We start from the raw sequence: 4,735 nt of genomic DNA on the forward strand, positions 1-4,735 counted from the left end.
CGCCTGTTGGTCCGGGGGGGGCAAATCCCCCTGTGGCCGGGGCTGCTTGCGCAAGGGGTTTCGGGCGGTGGGGGGGGGGTGCGGCGGGGCACCCCCCCCGGCCACACGCGTCGATGACGCCCAGGGTGTCCCAGAACAGGTGCTCGTAGGCCTGGAGCAGCAGCCCGTACTCGCGTGCGGTGGCCAGCGTCGGCGCGTCCAGCCGGTCCGGTCCCAGCGCGTCGGCGGCCTGCTGCTCCAGCTCGGGCGCCGGCTGGGCGAAGAAGTCGAAGAACGCGCAGGCTTCGTCGGAGAGGCCGTAGTGGTGGCGCAGGGCCTGCGCGATCGTGGAACAGTAACCGCCCCAGGCGGCGAAGTTCGCGACGAGGGCGGCGGCCACGGCCTCGGGCTCGCCGTTCAGGGCGAACCAGGCGAGACAGTGGGGGTAGGCCTGGCAGCCGGGCAGCGGCGGACGGGCCTCCAGTGCGCCCCGGTCGAGGCCGACGGCGGTGCCGAGCGCGGGCAGGGTGCGCAGCGCGGCGCTCTCGCCCTCGGCCAGGGTGGCGAACCAGGAGCCGACCGGGCGGTCCGCGCGGCGGCCGGCGAGCAGGAGCAGGCTGCGGCGGTCGGAGCGGATGATCCGGTGTTGCTGGGCGGCGAGTTCGGCCAGCGCCGAGCGTGGCGCGGTGCCGTCGGCGAGCGCGGTGACCAGGGCGGGGGCGGTGTCGCCGGGGGCCAGTTCGGCGCGCAGGTCCTGGATCTGGTCGAGGATCGGGTGGTTCACCGGTGCCTCCGGGGTGCGGATCGGTCCGGTGCCCATTCCTACCGTCTGGCGGTGCCGGTGTGGCGGCGACAGGCCGGGGCGGGTGGAGCCGGTGCGCTCGATGGGGTGCTTGTCGGCCCTCGTCCGCCCCCGTCGGCTTGCGTTCGGTGGTCGAGGGCGCTTGTCCGGGCGGGTGTTCACCCCGCGGTCGTGCCTTCCGCAGGGTGAACTCCCGGTCTGGTTCTACCGGTTGGCGAATTCGGACAGGTCGCGCACCAGGCGGGCGATGGTCGGGGCGGCCACCCCGTGCGCGTCGGCCGCCCGCAGCACCGCGCCGCCGATGGCGTCCAGCTCGGCCGGCCGGCCCGCCTCCACGTCGCGCTGCATCGAGGACTTCATCGTGCCGGGGACGCGGTCGAACGACTCCAGCAGGGTCTGTGCGTCCGTCGGCGTGCCGAGGGCCCGGGTGACGGCGCCGATCTCGTCCAGGACGGCGAGGAGTTCGGCCCGGTGCTCGGTGCGCACGGTGCCGATCTCGCTCGCGTGCCGGGTGGTGAGCAGGGCGAACGGGGCGAGGAAGGAGAGCTTGCTCCACAGCATGGCCGTCTCGTCCTCGCGCAGTGTGACGTCCGGGCCGGCGTGCCGCAGCCGATCGGCGAACCGGCCGACGGCAGTGGCATGTTGGGCGTCCGCACCGAGTTCGACGGCGGCGAACGGGCTGGTGTGCTCGATGCGTCCGGGTGCCGTCCGGGTGGCCTCGACCCGGATCGTGCCGGCCACCACCAGTCCGGCCGGATAGTGCTCGCGCAACACCGCCACGTGGTCCACGCCGTTGAGCAGCGGCACCACGATCCCGGTGCCGAGCGCTGCCGCGGGCATCCGGTCGAGCGCGGTGGTCAGCGTCGTCGCCTTGACCGTCACGAAGGCCGCGTCGACGGGTCCGCGCAGCTCGGTGGCGGCCTCCACCCGAGCGGTGAAGTCGCCGAACCGGGCGCTGCGGACGTGCAGTCCGTCCCGCGCGATGGCGGCCGCGGTCTCCTCGCCGGCCAGGCAGACGACCCGGTGGCCGTCGCGGGCGAGGAGCCCGCCGATCAGTCCGCCGACGCCGCCCGGGCCGAGGACGGCGATGGTCAAGGGGGTGGTGGTCATGGTGACTCCCGGGGGTGAGTGAGGGTGGAAGTGGAGGGACGGCTGCGGGGCCTGCCGGGAGGAACGGTCCGCCGGACCGTCCGGGCCGAGGAATCCGCCGCCGTCACCGGAGTCGAGGAGGCGCCGGCCGCGCTGGTCGGGGGAGTCCGCGAGGGAGACGAGGTGCCGCCGGGGCCCCGGCCCCGGCCCCGGCCGTGCGGGAGGGACGGGAGCGCGATCATCCGGCGGCCTCGGTGCGCGCGGTGAGTGCGGAGAGGGACGCGGAGTCGAAGGCGAAGGGCTCCTCGTGGCGCGGCTCGCGCCCGGGGGCCGGCGGACGGGCCGGGGCACCGGACTCGCGACGGAGGTGGAGCGTGTCGTGGCGGAGACTGCCGCGGACCGGGTCGGGCACCGCCAGGCCCTCGGCGCGCAGCGCCTCGACCAACTCCTGCGCGGACCAGCCCAGCACGTCGATCCCGTGGTAGCCGACCGGGCAGGCGGGCCGGCCGTCGCCCGGATTCCGGCCGACCGTCACCGCCTGGAGACGGCCGCGCTCGTCCGCGCAGAGGGTGACGTTCAGCCCGGGCAGGAGGAAGGACAGCGCCCAGGAGCAACCGCAGACGAAGGTGCTCCGCACCCCGTCGGGCAGCGACTCGCCGTGCGGGGCCAGCAGCCCGCGCACCTCCGCCTCGGTGAGGCCGAAGCGCAGCTCGGGCAGCGGGGCGGGCAGCCGGACGCCGTGGCCGGGCAGCAGGTCGATGGTCACCGGACCATGATTCCGCGTCGGGCGGGCGGACGGGCAGGCGGGGTGGAAGGGGCGCGGGTGCTCCCGGCGGCGGAGAGGCTGGGGTGCCGCTGTGTGCAGAGGGATAGAGCGCGGACGAAGGCGGACGGGCGGCTGGTCGCGGCGGTACGGGCACGGGACGCCGCCGCGGTGGGTGCGGCGCTCGGCGCGGGCGCGGACCCGAGCGCCGTCGACACGGGCGGGCTGCCCCTGCTGTGGACGGCGGTGGCCGGCTTCGACCACGAGGTCGCCGGGCTCCTGGTGCGGCAGGGCGCAGACCCCGACCGTCCGCTGCCCGACGGCGAGGCGCTCGCCGTGGTCCTCGAAGCGCTGGGCGGCCGCGAACACCCCGAGGAGGAGGCGATCGGGCTGCGCCACGCCGATCACCCGGACCCGAGGGTGCGCCGCGCGGTGCCGAACCGCCTCGGTACCCCGCTGACCGAGGCCGGTCACGACTGCGTGCTCCGGCCGGCGCGGGACCGGGACGCCTCGGTCCGGTCCGCCGTCGCCAGGTCGCTCGGCGACGGTCGGCGCGCCCCGGGGACCGGGGCCGCGCTGCTCGCCCTGGCCCGGGACGCGTCGGCGGAGGTCCAGGCGGCCGCGGCCTGCGCCCTCGCCCACGGCGCGGACCGGACGCCCGAGGTCGCCGGCGCTCCGGCGGCCCTGCTCGGCGTCGACGACCGGCCGGTGCGGCTGGAGGCCGCCCACGGCCTCGCCGCGCGGGACGACCCGCGCACGGCACTGGCACTGGCACTGCTCGGGCCACCGGGCGGACCGGAGGACGAACACGACCACCGGGCGCGGGCGGTGTGGGACTGGCGGTTCCGCAACCGGCCCGAGGGGACGTAGCACCACCTGCGGGGTTCGGTTTTCCGAACCCCGGATTCGGGTGCCAGCACAATCGATCTCCCGGCCCCGGACGCCCACGATGGAGGGCATGAACGGGATGACGACAGCCGCCGCCACGGCGGCGCACGACGGGGTGACGGGTGCGGCCCTGAGCGCGACCGGGCTGCACCGGGAGTACGGGCGGGGCGCGGCGGCCGTACGGGCGCTGCGCGGGGTCTCGGTGGGCTTCGCCCCGGGGACGTTCACGGCCGTGATGGGGCCCTCAGGCTCCGGCAAGACCACCCTGCTGCACTGCCTGGCCGGGATGGACCGTCCGACCAGGGGCACCGTGCGGTGGGGCGACACCGAGGTGTCCGGGCTGCCCGAGCGGCGGCTGGCGGAGCTGCGCCGCACCCGGGTGGGGTTCGTGTTCCAGGCCTTCAACCTGATGCCCGCGATGACGGTCGCGCAGAACGTCGAGCTGCCCGGGCGGCTGGCCGGGCGGCCACCGGAGCGGGCCGGGGTGCGGGAGGCGCTGGCCCGGGTCGGGCTGGGCGGGCGGGAGCGGCACCGGCCCGCTCAGCTGTCAGGCGGTCAGCAGCAGCGGGTGGCGATAGCCCGTGCGCTGGTCTCCCGGCCGGAGGTGCTGTTCGCCGACGAACCGACCGGCGCGCTGGACCGGGCCACCGGACAGGAGATCCTCGGCCTGCTGCGCGGGGGCGTCGACGCCGACGGGCAGACCTGCGTGATGGTCACCCACGACCCGGTCGCCGCCGGGTACGCGGACCGGGTGCTGCTGCTGGCGGACGGCCTGCTGGTGGACGAGCTGACCGCCCCGACGGCCGCGCAGGTCGGCGAGCGGCTGAGCCGGTTGGGCGGGTGAGCGTGATGAAAGGTCCCGTGCCGACTCTCTCGGTGGGACAGATCCGCCGCCGTCCGGCCTCCTTCGCCGGGCTGGGGACGGCGCTGTTCCTGGCCGTGGCGGCCGTGACGCTGTTCGGGTCACTGGTCGCAGCGCAGGTCACGGCGCCGGCGGCGGTGGCGCGGACGGCGGTGACCGGGCCGGGCCTGCTGCCGATCGCCGGGGCGTTCGGCGAGATCGCCGTCCTGGTAGCGCTGTTCGTCGTGGTCAACGCGCTCGGCTTCACCCTGCGTCCGCAGCACCGCGACCTGGCGCTGCTGCGCACGGTCGCCGCGACGCCCCGTCAGGTGCGCCGGGTGGTGCGCGCGCAGGTGGTGGCGACCACCCTGCT

General features: G+C 76.3%; 5 protein-coding genes and 1 pseudogene. 3 read left to right on the forward strand and 3 right to left on the reverse strand.

Features of this window, described 5'->3' with window-relative positions:
- From ACFRMQ_RS38340 to ACFRMQ_RS38350, 3 genes are all read right to left on the reverse strand, one after another.
- Positions 1 to 799, reverse strand: a 799-nt coding sequence (locus ACFRMQ_RS38340) for a hypothetical protein (protein ID WP_380735509.1), incomplete at its 3' end; no start/stop codon positions are given.
- A 186-nt stretch (positions 800 to 985) separates the two neighbouring features.
- The gene (locus ACFRMQ_RS38345; protein WP_380735510.1) at positions 986 to 1,891 is read right to left on the reverse strand and encodes a ketopantoate reductase family protein; all 906 of its coding nucleotides are present in this window, start codon (positions 1,889 to 1,891) and stop codon (positions 986 to 988) included.
- 217 nt (positions 1,892 to 2,108) lie between these two features.
- Positions 2,109 to 2,636, reverse strand: coding sequence for a hypothetical protein (locus ACFRMQ_RS38350; protein ID WP_380735511.1), 528 nt, complete (start codon positions 2,634 to 2,636; stop codon positions 2,109 to 2,111).
- A 93-nt stretch (positions 2,637 to 2,729) separates the two neighbouring features.
- Here ACFRMQ_RS38350 and ACFRMQ_RS38355 point away from each other — a divergent pair, with 93 nt between their 5' ends.
- The 3 genes and pseudogenes from ACFRMQ_RS38355 to ACFRMQ_RS38365 form a co-directional block, all read left to right on the forward strand.
- Positions 2,730 to 3,503, forward strand: a complete 774-nt coding sequence (locus ACFRMQ_RS38355) for a hypothetical protein (protein ID WP_380735512.1) — start codon at positions 2,730 to 2,732, stop codon at positions 3,501 to 3,503.
- Positions 3,504 to 3,600: 97 nt separating this feature from the next.
- Entirely contained in the window at positions 3,601 to 4,365 is a 765-nt protein-coding gene (locus ACFRMQ_RS38360; protein WP_380735513.1) for an ABC transporter ATP-binding protein, read from the forward strand.
- Between the two features lie 5 nt (positions 4,366 to 4,370).
- Positions 4,371 to 4,735: pseudogene (locus ACFRMQ_RS38365) on the forward strand (ABC transporter permease); the annotation flags it as partial.

Origin of the sequence: Kitasatospora sp. NPDC056783 (assembly GCF_042789895.1) — a bacterium.
Lineage (GTDB): Bacteria > Actinomycetota > Actinomycetes > Streptomycetales > Streptomycetaceae > Kitasatospora.

Bases quoted from the DNA above. Each gene is read 5' to 3' on its own strand.
- ACFRMQ_RS38345 (WP_380735510.1), bottom strand. From the start codon at position 1,891: ATGACCACCACCCCCTTGACCATCGCCGTCCTCGGCCCGGGCGGCGTC.
- ACFRMQ_RS38360 (WP_380735513.1), top strand. From the start codon at position 3,601: ATGACGACAGCCGCCGCCACGGCGGCGCACGACGGGGTGACGGGTGCG.